Source organism: Massilia sp. LC238 (genome assembly GCF_000735635.1).
Taxonomy (GTDB): domain Bacteria; phylum Pseudomonadota; class Gammaproteobacteria; order Burkholderiales; family Burkholderiaceae_D; genus Telluria; species Telluria varians.
In genome coordinates, this window is record NZ_JNNN01000047.1 from 1 (window position 1) to 17,357 (window position 17,357).

Below are 17,357 nucleotides of genomic sequence, written 5' to 3' on the forward strand. Positions count from 1 at the left end.
GTGCATCCGCATTCGGCGCTCGGCTACAAATCGCCGCGCATGTTTAGGAAAGAGCGACGCCGTCAGGCTCTGGAAACTGACGCTAACTAAGCATCAGGCTGTGTCCGGGAAAAGCGGGGCAAGATCATTGACGAACGCATCAGCGAAACCATTTCCGTCGCGTCATCTTCAGGTAATCAAGCAGGCTCTAGCGCGAATGCATGCAGAGCGTCACGAACCGGGAATCGATATCCACTCTAACACAATCAGTTACTTATTTATCAAAAAACAATTGTGTATTGGAATTACTAGTTTGATTCGAGCTCGGCGGGCTGTGAGCCAAAGCGCGCGTTCTCGCAGCGATGCGCAGGACGGAGCTGAAGGACTGGGTCTACAACGGCTTCTGAACGCCGGAGGCGCCGGGCGACCCGGGCTACTGGTTCGGCTACCCGGTCAAGAAGGCCTGCTACGAGCGCATGCCGGACAAGGCAGCGGCGGTGGCGCCCCTGCTGGAAGAGACCGACGCCATGGCGCTGCTGCACGACAGCGGCTGGCAGGCAGAGGGCCTTAGGCCGTGCCCAGCATCGCCGCAATCGCCTGCGGCTCCACCGGCCTGCTGAAGCAGTAGCCCTGCATCTGGTCGCAACCGCGCTCCTGCAGGAAGGCCAGCTGCTCGCTGGTCTCGACGCCTTCCGCGATCACGTTCAGCTTCATCGAATGCGCCAGCGCAATCACGGCATTGACGATGGCCGCGTCGTCGGCGTCCTGGGTCAGGTCCATCACGAAGGAACGGTCGATCTTCAGGCTGTGGATCGGGAAGCGCTTCAGGCTGGCCAGGCTCGAGTAGCCGGTGCCGAAGTCGTCGATGGCCAGTTGCACGCCCATCGCGGCCAGGCGGCCCATGGTCTCGGTGGCCGCGCCCGGATTCTCCATCAGCACGCTCTCGGTGATCTCGAGGGTCAGGAAGGCCGGGTCGCACTCCGTCTCCGCCAGCAGCGCGGCAACGCGCTGGGCCACGTCCTGGCCCAGGAACTGGCGCGCCGACAGGTTCACGCTGATGCGCACCGGGGGCAAGCCGGCGCGGCGCCAGGCCACCTGCTGGCGCATCGCGGTGGCCAGCACCCAGTCGCCGATCGGCACGATCAGGCCGGTCTCCTCGGCCAGCGGGATGAATTCGGCGGGCGAGACCATCGGCCCGCCCACCGGCTGCCAGCGCAGCAGCGCCTCCACGCCGGAGACCACGCCGCTGCCGATGTCCACCACCGGCTGGTAGTGCAGCAGGAATTCCTCGCGCTGCAGGGCGCGTTGCAGCGCCCCTTCCATGCGCAGGTGCTGGGCCGCCTGCTCGCCCATCTCGGCGGCATAGAAGGAATGATGGTTGCCGCCCTTGCCCTTTGAGCCGTACATGGCGCTGTCGGCGTTCTTCAGCAGGGTGGCGCTGTCCTCGCCGTCGCGCGGATACATGGCGATGCCGATGCTCCCGGACGGGAAGACTTCCTGCCCGCACAGGAGCATGGGCTGGAACAGGTTGTCGAGCAGCTTGCGCGCCACCTTGGCCGCGTCGTCCTGGCCCGCCAGGTCGGGCAGCACCACCACGAATTCGTCGCCGCCCTGGCGCGCCACGGTGTCGCTCTCGCGCAGGCTGCTCGACAGGCGGCGCGCGATCTCGACGATCAGGGCGTCGCCGGCATCGTGGCCGAGGCTGTCGTTGACGTGCTTGAAGCGGTCCAGGTCGATGAACATCACCGCCACCTGGCGCCCCGCGCGGTGGGCGTGCATGATGGCCTGGCCCAGGCGGTCCTGCATCAGGACCCGGTTGGGCAGGCCGGTCAGGGCATCGTGGTTGGCCAGGCGCAGCAGGGCTTCCTCGGCCTGCTTCTGGCGCTGGATGTCCTTGATGACGCAGATGAAGCGCTGGTTGCCGTTGGCGTCGCGCATGCGCGAAACGGTGACGCTGACCCAGACCCGGGCGCCGTCGCGCCGGATCAGGCGCTTTTCGCGCTGGTAGTCGCTGATCTCGCCGGCCTTCAGGCGGTTGATCAGTGCCAGCTCGTCCGGCAGGTCCTCGTCGCAGGTCAGCTGCTGGAAGAAGCGCTGCAGCAGCTCGATCTCGGAATAGCCGAGGATGTGCGACATCTTGCTGTTGGTACGCAGCACGCGGCCGTCGCTGCCCAGCAGCGCGATGCCGACCGCGGCCTGGTTGAAGGTGAGGCGGAAGAACTCCTCGCTCTCCTGCAGGCGCAGCCTGGCCTTGCGGCGGAAGGTGATGTCCTGGCCGATCAGGAGCAGCATGTAGCTGCCGTCCTTGCGCGCGCGGCGGATGTTGAAGTCGACGTAGCGCACGCCGTCGGCGCGGCCGTCGAGCGTGACCAGCACCTGGTCGTGGCGCGCGCCGGAGGCCAGCGCCTCGGCGGCGCGGTCGGCCAGTTCGCGGCAGGGAATCAACTCTTCGAGCGCGGGTTTCCGCTCCAGCAGCAGGCTGTCCGGCACGCCCAGCAGGTCGGCCATCGTGCGGTTCATCGAGCGCACGCGCAGCTCGGCGTCCACCACCACCAGGCCCGCCGGCATGCCGTCGATGACCTGTTCCAGGTAGTTCTGGTTCTGCAGGCTGCTGCGCTGGCTGGCATGGGTATAGGTGTCGAGCGCCAGGCCCATGTCGAAGCAGACGATCTTCAGCACCGCTTCCATGGCGGCGCGGAAGCGTTCCGGCTGGCCGCGCAGGCGGCGCCACAGCAGGCCGGACAGCTCCGACAGGTACTTGCGGTAGGCCCCGATGTACCACTTCGGATCGAGTCCGATCTGCTGGTGGGTCGCGCCCACGCGCAGGCGCTCGCGCATGTATTCCTCGCCATACTCGCCGGCTGTCAGGCTGCTGAAGTAGGCGGACTGCACGTGCCGCAGGCGCGCCTCGGCGCCGTCGCCCAGCATGCCGCGCAGCTTCGGGAAGGACATCAGGTGCGCGTAGAAGCGGTCCGAAAAGGCGTCGCGATGGGACTCGAGCAGCGCGTGCACGTCGCGCAGGGCCTCGATGTCGGGCTCGTCCAGTTCCAGGTAGGCCTTGCGCGCCGCGACTTCCTCGCAGTCGAGCCCGATCTCGCGGGCGAGCTCGTCAACCAGGTCATGCAGGGCGTTCATGGCTTAGAAAGGAAAAATATTTACGGTAGGATAGTTTGATTGCATCATAGCAATGGCCCTCTCGCGAATCGAGCAAATAATTACAGATAATCACATCTGTTGTTAATAGGCCATACTCACGGTGTGGTTTTGTTGCCCCCCGGTAAATATACGCTTGGGATTGCTCAAGATGCGGTCGCGCCGGCGGCGCACAGTAGGTTCAATCCCAACTGCAAGGAGCCCGCCATGCGCCACTCAATCCTGCCGCGCCCGCTGCTGTCCTTGACGCTGGCCCTGTCCGCCCTGCCCGCGCTGGCGCAGGACGTCAACGTCAGCGTCCAGCCCGTGCGTGAAAAATTCGCCCGCAGCGACGAGGTGCTGGTGCGCGTCACCCTGCAGAACAACAGCGCCACGCCGCAGTTCCTGCTCAAGTGGCACACCCCGGTGGCGGGCGTGCAGGCGCCGCTGTTCGAGGTGCTGCGCGACGGCCAGCCAGTACGCTACCTCGGCATCAAGGCCAAGCGCCCGGCCCCCGGCCCGGACGACTACCTGCGGCTGGAACCTGGCGCCACGCTCACCAGCACGGTCGAGCTGTCGGCGCTGTACGAGATGAGCGTCACCGGCCCCTACCAGCTGCGCTACCGCACCGCCTCGAGCGGCCTGTTCGCCGCCTCCGGAATGCGCCCCGTGCCGGGTGCGCTGGCGTCCAGCCAGGTCGGGATCTGGATCGACGGGCGCCTGCCGCGCGGGGCCAGGGTGCCGGCCAAGCAGGCCGTCGCCGGCGCCGCCTCGCTGGAATTCAGCAAGTGCTCGAACGCCCAGCAGGAGCAGCTGGCGGCGGCCGTGGACGCCGGCAAGGCGATGACGGTCGACGCCCACAACTACCTGGCGGCGGGCGCGGGTGGCGCGCAGTACGGCGCCCGCTACGGCACTTGGTTCGGCGCCCTGGATGCCGGCCGCGCCGCCACCGTGAACACCAATTTCACGGCGATCCGCGACGCCTTCGAGACCAAGCCCCTGAAAATCGACTGCGGCTGCAACGAAAACTATTTCGCCTATGTGTACCCGGCCCAGCCCTACGCGATCTATGTCTGCAAGGCGTTCTGGACCGCGCCCCTGACCGGCACCGACTCGCGCGGCGGCACCCTGCTGCACGAGCTGAGCCACTTCGACGTGGTCGCCGCCACCGACGACCACGTGTACGGCCAGCAGGGAGCGGCCGAGCTGGCCCGGAGCGACCCGGCACGGGCGGTCAACAACGCCGATTCGCACGAGTACTTTGGGGAGAATACGCCGGCTTTGAACTGATGTAGGGTGGGCGGGTCTTCCCGCCCACGCGGTGATCGTTGGAGGTCGACGGACCAGGCACGATGATCTTGCGGCTGGTTGACCGCGTGGGCGGAGAATCCGCCCACCCTACGACACTGACGGCCGGCATTGCCGGCCCGTTTTCATTGGCTGAAGCTGAATTTCACCGGCGCGGCCGGACTATGTCTTACCGCGTCGAGCTGCGTGATATCCGCCAGCCATGGCCCGTCGTAACGGATCTCGTAGCCCTGCTTCCCTTTCCTGAACGCGTAGGACGGCGTGATGTCGATGGTGTTCATGTGCATGCTGTGCGGCGCCACCTGCTGCCAGTCGCTGGCCGTAAGCGCCCCGCGCTTGGCCATCATGCCGGTGTAGTCGACCGGCTTGCCCTTGGCGTCACGCAGGTCGAAGCGGCGGCCGGTGATCTCGTCGCCAGCGGCGATTTCGCGCGGGATGTAGATCGCGGTATCGGCGCGGTTCTCGACCAGCAGGCGCACCCGTACCTTGCCGCCGCCCGTTTCGACCTCGAGCTGGTGGTGGACCTGCGCTTCCTTCTCCTGCGCGCCGACGACGCCGGCTGCGCTCACCAGAGCTCCGAGGACCAGCAGGGCCGGCGGCAAAAAGCGTGTGACATGCATTCTTTCTCCTTGAAATATTATTTCAAAAGAACTGCAGAAACGAACTTTTATTTCATGCCCACTATACACCCGCCGACAGCGGTTCCGGCACCGACGCCAGGATCATCACCGCCACGCGCCGGTTGCGCGCCTGGTTGGCGGGCGTGTCGTTCGGCGCCACCGGGCGCGTCGCGCCATGGCCGATGGCCGACAGGCGCACATCCTGCACACCACTCTCGATGAACAGGCGTACCACGCTGGCCGCGCGCACCGCCGACAGTTCCCAGTTGGAGGCGAAGCGCTCGTTGGTGATCGGCAGGTTGTCGGTATGGCCCTCGACCTCGATGCGCTGCGGCGCATCCTTGAGCAGGCCCGCCACCGCGCCCAGCACCTCGCGCGCCTCCTGCTGCAGGGTCGCCTCGCCTTGCGCGAACAGCACGCTCGCATTGAGTTCGATGCCGATGCCGCGCGCGTTCTGCGTCACCCGCACCTGGCCCGATTTCACCAGCGGCATCAGGGTCGCCGTGAGGTCTTTCGCCAGCACCTCCATGCGCTCGCGCTCGCGCCGCGCGGCCTCAACGCGCTTGCGGTTGACGATGTGCGACAGCGGCAGCACCGGCTCGACGCTGGTGTGCGCCTGCGGCGCCACGCTGCGCCCGCCGAAGGCGTCGCCCAGGGCTTCGGACAGCACCGCGTATTTTCCCTCGTTGACGATCGAGATCGCGTACATCACGACGAAGAAGGCGAACAGCAGCGTGATGAAATCGGCGTAGGAGATCAGCCAGCGCTCGTGGTTTTCCTGGGCCCCATCGTCGTAGCGTTTGCGCGCCATGATCCGGTCAGTGGCGCGTCAGCAGGCTCGCCACCCGTTCGTCGACCACGCGGGTGTGGTCGCCGGTGGCGAGGTCGTGGAAGACTTCGGCGAGGATCTCGTACTGGGCCACCTTGTCGCTGACGATGGCTTTTAATTTATTCCCGACCGGGTAGAAGAACAGGTTGGCCAGCCCCACGCCATACACGGTGGAGACAAAGGCCACCGCGATGCCGGAACCCAGGCGCGACGGATCCGACAGGTTTTCCATCACGTGGATCAGGCCCAGCACCGCGCCCAGGATGCCGATGGTGGGCGCATAGCCGGCGGCCGATTCCCAGATGCGCGCCGCCTGGCGCTGCGAGAATTCGTAGGCGTTGATCTCGTTCTCCAGCAGGCTGCGGATCTTCTCGGGCTGGATGCCGTCGACCACCAGGCGCAGGCCCTTCTGGATGAATTTGTCCTTGGTGCCCATGTACTGCTCGAGCGAGAGCAGGCCGTCGCGCCGCGCGGAGAGGCTCCACAGCGCGATCTCGCGCGAGAGCAGCTCACGGTTCGATTTAGGCGGGAAAAACACCCAGCGCAGCATGCGCAGGCCCAGCATGAAGCTGCGCCGCTCGCTCTGCAGCAAGGTGGCACCGAAGGTGCCGATCACCACGATGGCGAAGGCGGACGGATGGATCAGCGACGCGAACTTGCCGCCGTCCAGCGTATGGCCGATGAAGATGCCCGCGATCGCGAGCACCAGGCCAGCTACGCTGGCCCAGTCCACAATTGCTCCCGTAGCGCCGCGCGCAGACGCGACACGGCCTGGGTGTGCAGCTGCGACACCCGCGACTCGCTCACGCCCATGACGGCGCCGATTTCCTTCAAGTTGAGTTCTTCCTCGTAGTAGAGGCCCATCAGCATCTTCTCGCGCGGCGGCAAGGCGTCGATGGCATCGATCACGGCCTGGCGGAAGCCCGTATCGAGCAGGCTGCGCAGCGGGTCGCTGTCGTCCACCGCATAGCGGTCGAGGAAGCTGTCGCTGCCGCCGTCCTCGCCCTGGTCGTGGAAGTCTTCGTAGTACAGCAGCTGGTGGCCGCCGCCGTCGCCCAGCATCTCCTGGTAGTCGGCGAGCGACATCTTGAGCGACTTGGCGATCTCGGATTCGCTGGCCGGACGGCCCAGGCGCTGCTGCAGCGCCTCCATCGCGGCTTCCACCTTGCGCATGTTCTGGCGCGTACTGCGCGGCATCCAGTCGCTGTTGCGCAGCTCGTCGAGCATGGCGCCGCGGATGCGCAGCACCGCATAGGTCTCGAACTGGGCGCCGTGGTTGTCTTCGTAGCGGTTGATCGCGTCGAGCAGGCCCATCATGCCAGCCTGCACCAGGTCATCGACTTCCACCGAAGGCGGCAGCTTGGCCTTCATGTGGTGGGCAAGACGCTTCACCAACGGCATGTGCTCCGTCAGCAAATGGTTCTTGTCCGCTTTCCCTTTGACCGTGTACATGCGTTCTGATTATCTTTTCTTCTCTTGTAGGGTGGGCGGGGTAATTTCGGGCAATGCCCGGAATTACAGACGCCCACGCGGTCAACCGACCGTGCTGCTGCCTGCGCGGCTATTCACACCCTAACTATCACCGCGTGGGCGGACAAGCCGCCCACCCTACGATTAACCCCTGCCCATGCCGGGCATCGCGTGCAACGCGAACTTGCCGGCCAGGCGACGGAAGGCGACCGAGGCCCCCGCCAGCGGGAAGGCATCGACCACCGCCCGGCCCAGGCGCGCGGCCCGGTGCAGGTACTCGTCGGCCGGCACCGAACCCATCGAGCGCAGGTTGACCGCCAGGTAGCGTGTTGCCGCAGCTGACATATTATCGTATACCACCTTGGCCTCCGCCTCTGTCGCGCCGGTCACCAGGATGCCGAAGGGACGGCGGCCCAGTTGCTGCGCCAGGCGCTTGATCAGCGCGTAGGCATTCGTGATCGACGCGGCGCTGGTAGAGACCTGCACCACGATCTCCGAGCTCGCCATCAGCGGCAGCGGGAATTCGCCGCTTGGCCCCAGTTCGCCGTCGACCATCACGATGCCGGCCTGCCCCACCAGCACGTCGAAGGTCTTGGCCAGGCGGCGCGCGTCATTGCTGCCGTGCGGACGGCCGAGCGAAGCCACCGAAAAGCCCTGCGGCACCGCGTGCAGCACCTGGTTCAGGCCATACTCCTGGCGCGCCACGGCGGCCAGGTTGGCGGCCCGGTTCAGGCCCAGGCGGCGCGCCACGCCGTAGTCGCGTTCGCAGGCGTCGACGATCAGGACTTCGTTCCCCAGCTGGGCCAGCGAGGCGCCCAGGTTGACCAGCATGGCGCCCTTGTCGTCCTCCGGCGTGGCGGACAGAAACGTGACGATGCGCGGGCGCGGGCCCTGCAGCATCCGGCGCAGGCCTTCGGCCTGGTCGAAATCGAAACTAGCCAAGGTGCACCTCGCGCAGGCTGCGATCGTTACCGGCAGCGGCCATCATCAGCGGCAGGTCGGCATCACCGAACTGGGCTTGAGCATGACGGTTGTTGCGGAAGGCGCGGTCGACCAGCATGGCGCGGTCGGCCAGGTGCAGGTCTTCCGGCACGCGCTGGCCGTTCGAGATGTAGTGCAGGTTGAGCTTCTGGCGGATCACGACGTCGAGCACGTTGCCGATCGAGGCGGCTTCGTCCAGCTTGGTCATGATGCAGCCGGCCAGGCCCGAGCCCTGATAGGCGCGCACCACTTCGTTCAGGGTCTCGCCGGTCGAGGTCGCATTCAGGCACAGCAGGCGCTTCACGTCGGCGCCGGATTCGGAGAGCATCGCCACCTGTTCGGTCACCATCTGGTCGCGCTGCGACATGCCGATGGTGTCGATCAGGACGGTGTGCTTGTTCTTGAGTTCTTTCAGGGCGATGCGCAGGTCGGCCTCGTCCTTCACCGAGTGCACCATCACGCCGAGGATCTTGCCGTAGATGCGCAGCTGCTCGTGGCCGCCGATACGGTAGGCGTCGGTGGTGATCAGGGCCAGCTTGTCCGGGCCGTGGCGCATCACGCAGCGCGCGGCCAGCTTGGCGGTGGTGGTGGTCTTGCCGACGCCGGTCGGGCCGACCAGGGCGAACACGCCGCCGCGGTTCAGCAGATCGTCTTCGTTGGCGATGGTGGTGAGGTTGCGGGCCAGGACGGTCTTGATCCAGCGCAGGGCGTCGGCTGCGTCTTTGGTCGCCGGCATCTTGTCGATCAGGTAGCGCGCCAGGGTGGCCGAGAAGCCCGCAGCCAGCATCTCGCGCAGCACGGCGGCCTTCTGCGGCTCGCGCTGTTGCGTCGCGTTCCAGGACAGTTCGGCCAGCTGGGTTTCCATCAGGCCGCGCATGGCGCGGATCTCGTTCATCATGCCGCTCATTTCAAGAGTGGCCGATTCCTTGGCCTGGGCGATGGCGGCGCTCATCATCTGGGTCATGGCGGCCATGTCGATACCAGCTTCCTGCGCCGGGGCGCGGCGGTTGACGTAGGTCGGCGGGATGTCCGGTTCGATGGCGGGCGCAGCGCGGCGTTCCACATAAGCTTGGCCGGCGAACGGGTCCAGCTTCGGCGCAGCGGCGCGTGGCGCAGGCTGGCGCGGTTCCGGGGCGGCGGGCGCGAAGGCGGCCGGGGCGCGGCTGAAGACCGGTTCGGGGTCGAAATCGTTGTCGAAGGCCTGGAAGCTCGGCGCCTGCGGTTCTTCGATGGCCGGGGAAGCCAGTGCGGCGACGTCGTCGTTGTCGAGCGCGAGGATCTCGACCACGCCGTCCACCGGGCGGTTGGAAAGGATGACCGCGTCAGGGCCGAGCGCCTCGCGCACCTTGCGCAAGGCGTCACGGGAAGTAGCCGCTGTAAATTTCTTCACGTTCATCGTTTCTCTCCGCACTTCGTCAGCTGTACTGTTCTAGTCGTTACGAGCGCAATCGCCCATCCATAGCCAGCATTATTGGCGATGCCGTGAGGAAACCATCGGGGGAAAAGGAAGGGGAAAAAGGCCTATTTCGATTAGCTAGCGTCGCTACCAGGAGGAGCCTGATGTCGGACGACACCGGAAAGCGACACGAGACCGCCCGAATTACCGGCACCGAAGTCACCAGCGCCGGGTTTTACACTCAGTCATGCGACCCTGTTGGTCGCCAAATCCCATCCACCTACTGTACTGCCGCCAGCGCCGCCACCGATCTTCTGCTGCGTATAGCGCCATTTGATCTTCGAATACTTCAAGCTCACTTGCTCATCAAGAATGGTCCCGGCTCAATGCTCGGCTCAATTCCACCGATCAGCACCTTGTCCAACTCGATTTCGAAGTACTTGATGGGATTTCCCTGGCCATCTGCCCGCATGAATTCAAACTTGGCCTTGGGGATTGTCTTTCCCATTGCACAATGCTGCATCAGAATCGGGCTCGCGAGGTCGGCAATCTTGGTGAATGTGATCTCCCGCAGTTCCGCACGCTCTGCGGTATGTCCACCAGCAGTGGAAGCTGTAGCACTACGGGGCTGGTGAATACCTCAGTTGACCGATTGGCACTCGATCCAGTCCTTGTGTTTATCGTCCTGCGACTGACCCTTGATCCCATCTATCTGCAGATACACATCTATCGCCATTTGCGGTCTCCAAGTTCAACGGACGAGCGTCCGCGTAGCCAAGATTATTTCTCCGCCACTACCGCATGGAATTGTGAGGACTCAACAGTAAGCAGCAAGGACAGCGCTAGATTATCGTTTTCCGAATCCGCAGGAGTGTTCCATGCCGGCAGCAAACGCCTCGCCTTCCCTCACGATCGGCGCCAACGACAGCCTGAGCATGAGTCCGGGGGCACGGGCACGCATGCGCAAGCGTGAAGTCGACATGCACAAGTACTACGATGACGGCGGGCCTGGTCGCGGGCATTGCACATGGGGCGCCGGTATCCTGGCGCACCGCGGACCATGCACGAAAGAAGAGCTCTCAAGGCCAGTAAGTCAAGCCGAAGTCGATGCAGAGTATGCTCGACGCGTAGCAAAAGCAGAACGAGAAGTGCGCAGCAACGTTCGCAAGCAGGCACTCAACCATGAGCAGTTCGACGCGTTAGTGAGCCTTACCTACAATGCCGGCGCGCGCGGCAGCAGGGGCACGTATCTACTCGTCGAGAAAGGTGACTTCAAGGGGGCGGCAGACAACATCCGACAGATGACGCGCACGACTATCAACGGAAAGAAAGTTGTAGCGCGGGGCCTCATCTCCCGCCGGGCAGAGGAGAGTGCGCCATTCGCCCCGGAGACCGGAAAGAAGTAAGGAGACCCAACATGTCCATTTCACGCATTTCCACCAAGCTGCGGGCGCGATTGATTGCCATGTCGTTCGCCATTGCTGCAATGTCGCTACTGCCTGCACATGGTGCTGAGCCAAACGACGATTTGTCAGGACACTGGAAACTCACAAAAGTGCTTGACTCATCTCATATCACTGCGCTCGATGACAAGGGAGCGGCGCGGCTGGTCGGCAAGACGCTGGTCATCAGCAAGAACAAGATTTCCTTGGCTGGGGAGTCGTGCGCAGATCCTGAGTTCGAACGACACTATGAGGACACCGTTCGCTATCTGCGCGAGGAGGCGCATGCCGCTTCCGGGCGTCTCGGCTTGCCGTCCGTCGTAACAGTTGTAGACCTCGCTTGTACCGAAGCGCTAATCAAAGGCTACAACCGCATTGTCGTGTACTGGAAAGGGTTCTTTTTTGATGCGGTAAAGCTTCAGCCTGACGTAGCACCGCCGCTGCAGACGAGGCGCTAGCGCCCGAAGAGGGCACGCTGGCGATAGGCAGTCGGAACGGGCGCTTCGGCCTTCCCTTTTGCAGCTGCATGATCACCCTGCCCAGCACCACCCGCACCATGACGATCAGCTCGTTCTGCCCTGGTCCTGGCTCGCGTACTTCGACAGGCACTCGATATCAGGGAAAAAGCAGGGAACCAAGCCTATTTCCAAGACCAAAAGCGGCGCGCACGAAAGCGGAAACTCGCGACAGATCATGCCATATATGCAACAATCATCTACAACGCTGATAACTGATATAAGTAGTGTGATTACAACGCAATGTTATGGCGAGCAATCAGTTGATGAAACTCAATTGTCTCAGATTGTAACTGTGACGAATTTGATGCATACTCGGTCGTACCGGGTTTCCGGAACAATAACGAAAGGCCCAACAGATGAAGTTCAGGATACCGAAGCGTCAAGCCGGCATGTCTGGAGAAGCCTTTTTGATTACCTTCTGCAAGACGCTGGACAACGGCATCCCTGCCCTGAGGACGGCGTTCCTGATCGCAGGCGTCATCGCCGCAGGCCTGCGTTTGGGTCGTGTTGGAGATTTCCTGTTCGTCACAGGATTGTTGTTGCACTTCTCGATCTGGTTCGAGAACTGGTGGGTACAGCGGCGACGCCGCTGATACCGGCCGCCGCGGGCCGGTATCGCGGCGTGCGAATCAGGAAGACGAGGAAGCGTTGGCGCTGGCCGAGATGGCATCGGCGCTGGCACGACCGGCAACACCCCAGCGGCCACGCACGAGACGGCCATACACCACGATGTAGAGCGCAAGCTGCGCCGCCACGATCGCCAGGCTGACCGGCGCCGATGCGCCGGCAACCACACTCACCGCCACGCACATCGTCACCGCAGGAGCGATGAAGCACACCACGCTGGCATTGCGGTTCCACGGACGCGACGCGTCACGGCGGACATGCTTGAAGACGAGCCGGCGATACACCAGCGTATGCAGGTGCAGCGCGTCCGGCGCGCCCGGGCTGACGTTCTTGATCACGCGACGGCGATACATGCTGAACAGCACCTCGATGACCGGATAGCCGCAGATCGCCAGCACCTGCCATGCATTCACCGACGGGTTGCGCACCAGGAGCAGCACGGCCATCTCCGAGACCAGGAAGCCCAGGAAGTAAGCGCCGCCATCGCCCAGGAACAGCTTCCCGAACGGATAGTTCAAGGCCAGGAAACCGGCGGTCGCGCCGATGCACAGGGCGCCGATGGCCACTACCAGGTGGTCGCCATGCTGCAGACCGACAGCAGCCAGGCCGGCGGACATGATGATGATCGTGCTGCTCGACAAGCCGTTGAAGCCGTCGATGATGTTGATGGCATTCGAGCCGCCGGAGACGACCACGGCCGTCACGATGATGGCGAACGGAGCAAATGCGAGCAGCGTATCCACGCCCCACAGGTCGAGTTCGGTCACGGTCGCGCCCAGGGCGGCGCTGGCGATCATCGCACTCATGGCGGTCGCGGCCAGGCGCACCCGAACGGACACGCGCTTCGTGAAGTCCTCGATCAGGCCGGCGAGGAAAGCCGGCAGGCTGGCGAGCAGCAGCAGGCGGATATCGGCCGAATGCAGGGGGTTGACGCCAGCCGGTGCCAGCATCTGGAACAGCGCCAGGCCAAGCAGCACGCCTGCCATGACACCGATACCGCCGATGCGCGGCACCGCGGTCGTGTGCACCTTCTGCACGCCGTTCAGGTCGTGATCGTGGGAGAGTTTACCGTGCCATTTCTGCGACAGCACGATAAGCAGACACACAGCAAAACTCACGGCCAATGCCGTCAAGCCAAGCCCAAATTGTTGATATTCCAGCATTATTAATCGCAAAGACACCGAACGTGTTCAATCCAACTGAACAACGTTGGCTGATCGGGAGGTGGTTGTAGATGAGCCGCGATGACATCACGGCCCGGGAAATTTCGTGCACTGTTTTAGAGCAACGAGAATGTTATCACAAATCAACACGTTAATTTGACTTTGGGCACTGGGAACAGCCCTCAAAACAGGGGGATGATTCCAAAAAGAGACAAATCGGTAGCCATCACTGCCGTGACTACCCGGCATGCTTACATCGGCACACCCACCAGGCTGGTCACCCGGATGGTCTTGGTCTCCGGAATTTCGTTATGCGACAGCACTTTCAGCTGCGGCACCGCGCGCCGCAGGAAGCGCGACAGCAGCACGCGCAGCGGGGCCGGCACCAGCAGCACCGGGCTCAGGCCCATCTGCTCCTGCTGGGCGGCAGCATTGGCCGCCTGTTGGGCGATGGTGTCGGCCAGGCCGGGCTCGATGCCGGCGCCGTCGCCGCCCGCCCCCATCGCCTGCATCAGCAAACGCTCGAGACGGTTGTCGAGAGTCATCACCGACAGCTCGTTCGTGCCCGGGAACAGCTGCTGCACGATGGCCCGGCCCAGCGCCACCCGCACCAGGGCGGTCAGCTCGTTCGGGTCCTGGGTCTGGCCAGCGTACTCCGACAGGCACTCGATGATGGTGCGCATGTCGCGGATGTGCACGCCTTCCAGCAGCAGGTTCTGCAGCACTTTCTGCAGGGTCGACAGCGACACCACCTTCGGCACCAGGTCTTCGACCAGCTTCGGCGCGGCCTTGGCCAGGTGATCGAGCAGGTCCTGGACTTCCATCCGGCCCAGCAGTTCCGAGGCGTGGGTCGTGATCAGGTGGTTCAGGTGGGTCGCCACCACGGTGCCGGCGTCGACCACGGTATAGCCCAGGCTCTGCGCCTCGTCGCGCAGGCTGGCGTCGATCCAGGTGGCCGGCAGGCCGAAGGCAGGGTCGGTGGTGACCAGCCCCGGCAGCGTGCCGCTGGCCATGCCCGGGTTGATGGCCAGGAACTGGCCGTTGATCGCTTCGCCGGTCCCCACTTCCACGCCCTTGAGCGTGATGCGGTAGGCCGAAGGCTTGAGTTCGAGGTTGTCGCGGATGTGCACCGGCGGCGCCAGGAAGCCGACTTCCTGGGCGAACTTCTTGCGGATGCCCTTGATGCGCTTGAGCAGTTCGCCGCCCTGGGTCTTGTCGACCAACGGGATCAGGCGGTAGCCCACTTCCAGGCCGAGGGTGTCGACCGCCATGACGTCCTGCCAGGTCGCCTCTTCCGATTCGGCGGGGGTGGCGGCCGCGCCGCCGGCCGCGGCCGTTGCCGCCGCTTCCGCCGCAGCCGCTTCCTTGGCCGGCTGCTCCTTCTTGCGCTTGGCGATCAGGTAACCGCCGCCGCACAGCGCGCTGCCCAGCAGCAGGAACACCAGGTTCGGCATGCCCGGGATCACGCCCAGCGCGAAGATGATGCCGCCGGTGATATACAGGGCTTCCGGACGGGCGAACAGCTGGTTGGTCACCTGGCTGCTGATATCGTCCTCGTTGGCCACGCGCGAGACCACCATACCGGCCGCGATCGAGATGATCAGCGAAGGAATCTGGGCCACCAGGCCGTCACCGATGGCCAGCAAGGTGTACACCTCGGCGGCCTCGCCGAAGCTCAGGTCGTGCTGGATCACGCCAATGATCAGGCCGCCGATGACGTTGATCAGGGTGATCATGATGCCGGCGACGGCGTCGCCCTTCACGTACTTGGACGCACCGTCCATCGCGCCGTAGAACTCGGCTTCCTGCGCCACTTCGTTGCGGCGCTTGCGGGCCTCGGCTTCGCCGATCAGGCCGGCGTTCAGGTCGGCGTCGATCGCCATCTGCTTGCCCGGCATCGCATCCAGGGCAAAGCGCGCGCCCACTTCGGCGATACGGCCCGCGCCCTTGGTCACGACCGTGAAGTTGATGATGGTGAGGATGATGAAGACGACGATACCGACCGTGAAGTTGCCGCCGATGAGGAAGTGACCAAAGGCTTCGACCACCTTGCCCGCGGCCGCGCCGCCGGTATGGCCTTCGGTCAGGACGATACGGGTCGAGGCGACGTTGAGCGCCAGGCGCAGCATCGTCGAAATCAGCAGGATGGCCGGGAAGGCCATGAAGTCGAGCGGCTTGACCGTGTACAGCGCGGTCAACAGCACGATGACGGACAGCGCGATGTTAAAGCTGAAGAACACGTCCAGCACGAAGGCCGGCAGCGGCAGGATCATCATCGCCAGCAGGATGACGATGAAGATCGGGGCGGCGAGCGCGCTGGCGCCGCGCGACGCGAGACCGTTCGTCCATGCCGGCAGTTTGATGCTGTTCATTAGTGCAATGCTCCGTCGTTCGTATCAGTGCTGATTACGCTGGTTCTGTAGGGTGGGCGGGTCCTCCCGCCCACGCGGTCATAGTCGGCAGCAAGATCATCCGGCACGAGAGCGGAGCCGCTACCAATCACCGCGTGGGCGTCATTCCGGGCATTGCCCGGAATTACCCTGCCCACCCTACTGTTCTTTTTATTGCAAAAGTCCGTTATTCGCCCCCGGCCCTTTGTAGGCCGGGTTGTTGGGGTCCATCTCCGGCGGCACCGCCAGCTTCGTCGGACGATCCGGGTAGATGCCCTCGCCCTTCCTGTAGGCGCGCAGCTGGTAGACGTAGGCGAGGACTTCCGCCACGGCCGAGAACAGCTTCTCCGGGATCTCTTCGTCGATGTCGGTGTGCTTGTAGAGCGCACGGGCCAGAGCCGGGGCTTCCAGCAAGGTCACCTTGTGTTCAAGGCCGAGTTCGCGGATCTTGGCCGCGACCTCGTCGACACCCTTGGCCACCACCCGCGGCGCGCCCTTCTGGCCATCGGCATACTTCAGCGCCACCGCGTAGTGGGTCGGGTTGGTGACGATCACATCCGCAGTGGGCACATTCTGCATCATGCGGCCGCGCGCCATTTCGCGCTGCATCTGGCGAATCTTCCCCTTAATCTGCGGATTGCCGTCCGACTCCTTCGACTCCTGGATCATTTCCTGGCGCGTCATCTTCATCTTGTCGTGGTAGTGCCACAGCTGCCAGGGGCCGTCGATGGCGGCGATCACGCCCAGCGCGCCGGTGATGAACAGGAAAGCCTTGGCCACCAGTTCCCCCACGTGGGCACTGCCGGCGCCCAGCGGCTCGACCGCCAGGCCGATCAGCGCATCCTTCTGGCTCATGATGACCACCCAGGCCACGGCGCCGACCACCAGGGTCTTGGCGACGGCCTTCAGCAGTTCGATCAAGGCATTAGTAGAGAACATGTTGCCGATGCCCTTGATCGGGTCCAGCTTCATGAAGTTGGGCACGAAGGCCTTGGAAGAGAAATTCCAGCCGCCAATCAGGAGCGGCGAAGCGAGCGCCACCAGCATGATCAGGCCTGCCAGCGGCAGGCAGGCGATGATCACCGCTACCAGGTCGGCGGTGATGCGTTCGATCAGGACGTTGGGGTTGAAGACCTGGTCGCGGCTGAGCGAGAGGCCGGACTGCATGGCCTGCTCCAGCTTGCCGATCAGCGAGCCGCCCGTCATCCACAGGCCGGCGCCTGCGGTCATCAGGACGGTGAACGTGGCGATTTCACGCGAGCGGGGGACGTCGCCTTCTTCGCGGGCTTTCTCCAGTCTTCTGGGTGACGCTGGTTCTGTCTTTTCTGCGTCGCTGTCGTCCGCCATCTACTCTTCCCGTCGTTCTGTCTGTAACTACTACCAAAGCAGCATTGTCCCAGATATTGCTGCATGGCTATACTTTGAATAGGGGAAGGATTTGCCCGCATTCCTGGAACCTGGAAGACGGCGCGGATAACTTGTTCACAATGTGCATTCGCATG

At 64.0% G+C, this 17,357-nt stretch carries 14 protein-coding genes and 1 pseudogene; 4 read left to right on the forward strand and 11 right to left on the reverse strand.

Going from position 1 to position 17,357, the window contains the following annotated elements; translation table 11 throughout:
• Positions 1-546: 546 nt before the first annotated feature.
• Positions 547-3,114, reverse strand: a complete 2,568-nt coding sequence (locus tag FG94_RS12920) for an EAL domain-containing protein (RefSeq protein ID WP_081925963.1) — start codon at positions 3,112-3,114, stop codon at positions 547-549.
• 225 nt (positions 3,115-3,339) lie between these two features.
• Between FG94_RS12920 and FG94_RS12925 the strand changes: the two genes are divergently transcribed.
• The gene (locus tag FG94_RS12925; protein ID WP_036212217.1) at positions 3,340-4,401 is read left to right on the forward strand and encodes a M35 family metallo-endopeptidase; all 1,062 of its coding nucleotides are present in this window, start codon (positions 3,340-3,342) and stop codon (positions 4,399-4,401) included.
• Between the two features lie 143 nt (positions 4,402-4,544).
• Here FG94_RS12925 and FG94_RS12930 read toward each other — a convergent pair whose 3' ends face one another.
• From FG94_RS12930 to FG94_RS12960, 7 genes and pseudogenes are all read right to left on the reverse strand, one after another.
• A complete protein-coding gene (locus FG94_RS12930; protein WP_036212220.1) occupies positions 4,545-5,039 on the reverse strand; it encodes a hypothetical protein in 495 nt (164 codons plus the stop codon).
• A gap of 61 nt (positions 5,040-5,100) precedes the next feature.
• Complete coding sequence (gene motD, locus FG94_RS12935; protein ID WP_036212223.1) at positions 5,101-5,850, reverse strand: flagellar motor protein MotD; 750 nt, start codon at positions 5,848-5,850, stop codon at positions 5,101-5,103.
• 7 nt (positions 5,851-5,857) lie between these two features.
• Complete coding sequence (locus tag FG94_RS12940; protein WP_036212226.1) at positions 5,858-6,601, reverse strand: flagellar motor protein; 744 nt, start codon at positions 6,599-6,601, stop codon at positions 5,858-5,860.
• Complete coding sequence (locus FG94_RS12945) at positions 6,583-7,320, reverse strand: RNA polymerase sigma factor FliA (protein ID WP_036212228.1); 738 nt, start codon at positions 7,318-7,320, stop codon at positions 6,583-6,585. Before FG94_RS12945 ends, FG94_RS12940 begins: the two co-directional genes overlap by 19 nt.
• Positions 7,321-7,482: 162 nt before the next feature.
• Positions 7,483-8,280 carry an antiactivator of flagellar biosynthesis FleN protein gene (locus FG94_RS12950; protein ID WP_036212230.1) on the reverse strand — a complete coding sequence of 266 codons (798 nt, stop codon included), beginning with the start codon at positions 8,278-8,280 and terminating at the stop codon, positions 7,483-7,485.
• Positions 8,273-9,715: a flagellar biosynthesis protein FlhF gene (flhF, locus tag FG94_RS12955; RefSeq protein ID WP_036212233.1), complete on the reverse strand. Its 1,443-nt coding sequence runs from the start codon at positions 9,713-9,715 to the stop codon at positions 8,273-8,275. Before flhF ends, FG94_RS12950 begins: the two co-directional genes overlap by 8 nt.
• A 245-nt stretch (positions 9,716-9,960) precedes the next feature.
• A pseudogene (locus tag FG94_RS12960) lies at positions 9,961-10,451 on the reverse strand (Hcp family type VI secretion system effector).
• Between the two features lie 142 nt (positions 10,452-10,593).
• Here FG94_RS12960 and FG94_RS12965 point away from each other — a divergent pair.
• From FG94_RS12965 to FG94_RS12975, 3 genes are all read left to right on the forward strand, one after another.
• On the forward strand, positions 10,594-11,121 hold the full coding sequence (locus tag FG94_RS12965; protein WP_051996618.1) for a lysozyme: 528 nt from the start codon (positions 10,594-10,596) through the stop codon (positions 11,119-11,121).
• An 11-nt stretch (positions 11,122-11,132) separates the two neighbouring features.
• Entirely contained in the window at positions 11,133-11,615 is a 483-nt protein-coding gene (locus FG94_RS12970; protein ID WP_036212236.1) for a hypothetical protein, read from the forward strand.
• A gap of 416 nt (positions 11,616-12,031) precedes the next feature.
• A complete protein-coding gene (locus FG94_RS12975; RefSeq protein WP_036212238.1) occupies positions 12,032-12,268 on the forward strand; it encodes a hypothetical protein in 237 nt (78 codons plus the stop codon).
• Positions 12,269-12,304: 36 nt separating this feature from the next.
• Here FG94_RS12975 and FG94_RS12980 read toward each other — a convergent pair whose 3' ends face one another.
• The 3 genes from FG94_RS12980 to flhB all read right to left on the reverse strand — a co-directional run bounded on the left by FG94_RS12980 (position 12,305) and on the right by flhB (position 17,202).
• On the reverse strand, positions 12,305-13,408 hold the full coding sequence (locus FG94_RS12980) for a glycosyltransferase (RefSeq protein ID WP_161783965.1): 1,104 nt from the start codon (positions 13,406-13,408) through the stop codon (positions 12,305-12,307).
• Positions 13,409-13,716: 308 nt separating this feature from the next.
• Positions 13,717-15,837 (reverse strand): flagellar biosynthesis protein FlhA, encoded by a 2,121-nt coding sequence (gene flhA, locus FG94_RS12985; protein ID WP_036212240.1) that lies wholly within the window; start codon positions 15,835-15,837, stop codon positions 13,717-13,719.
• Positions 15,838-16,026: 189 nt separating this feature from the next.
• Positions 16,027-17,202, reverse strand: a complete 1,176-nt coding sequence (flhB, locus tag FG94_RS12990; RefSeq protein WP_036212242.1) for a flagellar biosynthesis protein FlhB — start codon at positions 17,200-17,202, stop codon at positions 16,027-16,029.
• Positions 17,203-17,357 lie beyond the last annotated feature (155 nt).

What these genes read in the sequence shown, in the direction of transcription:
- FG94_RS12920 (WP_081925963.1), bottom strand. Translation starts at nt 3,114, where the DNA reads ATGAACGCCCTGCATGACCTGGTTGACGAGCTCGCCCGCGAGATCGGG.
- FG94_RS12925 (WP_036212217.1), top strand. Translation starts at nt 3,340, where the DNA reads ATGCGCCACTCAATCCTGCCGCGCCCGCTGCTGTCCTTGACGCTGGCC.
- FG94_RS12930 (WP_036212220.1), bottom strand. Translation starts at nt 5,039, where the DNA reads ATGCATGTCACACGCTTTTTGCCGCCGGCCCTGCTGGTCCTCGGAGCT.
- motD (WP_036212223.1), bottom strand. Translation starts at nt 5,850, where the DNA reads ATGGCGCGCAAACGCTACGACGATGGGGCCCAGGAAAACCACGAGCGC.
- FG94_RS12945 (WP_036212228.1), bottom strand. Translation starts at nt 7,320, where the DNA reads ATGTACACGGTCAAAGGGAAAGCGGACAAGAACCATTTGCTGACGGAG.
- flhF (WP_036212233.1), bottom strand. Translation starts at nt 9,715, where the DNA reads ATGAACGTGAAGAAATTTACAGCGGCTACTTCCCGTGACGCCTTGCGC.
- FG94_RS12965 (WP_051996618.1), top strand. Translation starts at nt 10,594, where the DNA reads ATGCCGGCAGCAAACGCCTCGCCTTCCCTCACGATCGGCGCCAACGAC.
- FG94_RS12970 (WP_036212236.1), top strand. Translation starts at nt 11,133, where the DNA reads ATGTCCATTTCACGCATTTCCACCAAGCTGCGGGCGCGATTGATTGCC.
- FG94_RS12975 (WP_036212238.1), top strand. Translation starts at nt 12,032, where the DNA reads ATGAAGTTCAGGATACCGAAGCGTCAAGCCGGCATGTCTGGAGAAGCC.
- flhA (WP_036212240.1), bottom strand. Translation starts at nt 15,837, where the DNA reads ATGAACAGCATCAAACTGCCGGCATGGACGAACGGTCTCGCGTCGCGC.
- flhB (WP_036212242.1), bottom strand. Translation starts at nt 17,202, where the DNA reads ATGGCGGACGACAGCGACGCAGAAAAGACAGAACCAGCGTCACCCAGA.